Annotated in this window: 1 protein-coding gene; it reads right to left on the bottom strand. The window is 76.0% G+C overall.

Annotated elements, in window-relative coordinates:
- Positions 1-585, bottom strand: a 585-nt coding sequence (locus tag ACYVE9_RS29570; RefSeq protein WP_461030945.1) for an enoyl-CoA hydratase/isomerase family protein, incomplete at its 3' end; no start/stop codon positions are given.
- Between the last annotated feature and the right edge of the window lie 120 nt (positions 586-705).

A 705-nucleotide genomic window follows, 5' to 3' on the forward strand; every position in this document is an offset into this window, starting at 1 on the left:
CTCCGGGCCGTCCGCGCCCTGCTCGACGAGCAGGTCCACCAGACCCAGCTCCCTGGCCTCCTCGGCCTCCACCCGGCGGGCGGTGAAGATCAGCTCGGCCGCACGGGCCGCGCCCACCCGGCGCGGCAGCAGCTGGGTGCCGCCCCCGCCGGGGATGACACCCACCGACACCTCCGGCAGTCCGACCACGGCGGTCCGGTCGGCCACGATGACGTCGCAGGCGAGGGCCAGCTCGAAGCCGCCGCCGAGTGCGAAGCCGTGCACGGCGGCGACCGTCGGCATCGGCAGGCGCAGCACGCCGGTGTAGGCGGCGCGGGCGTGCGGTCGCTGCCGGCCCAGCTCGGCGTCGGTGAAGGAGTTGCGTTCCTTGAGGTCGGCGCCGACGCAGAAGGCCCGCTCGTGCGTGGAGCTCAGCACCACGGCCCGCACGTCCCGGTCGGCGGCGAGCGCCGCGCAGGCCTCGGCCAGGCCGCGGGCCACCTCCGTGGACACCGCGTTCATCGCCTTCGGCCGGTCGAGCACCAGCTCGGCCACGTGCGTCCCGTCGTCCTTCCGGACCCCGACCCATTCGCCGTACCGCTCCACAGCACCCTCCCGGTGGTTAACGATCGCTCACACTCTAACCAGGCCGGCCCGGCGGCGGCAGGGAGCAGCCGGCAGCGTTGCCCGCACCGGCCTCGGGCGGCAGCCGGGGCCAGCGGCGGG

The organism is Streptomyces sparsus (genome assembly GCF_054776295.1).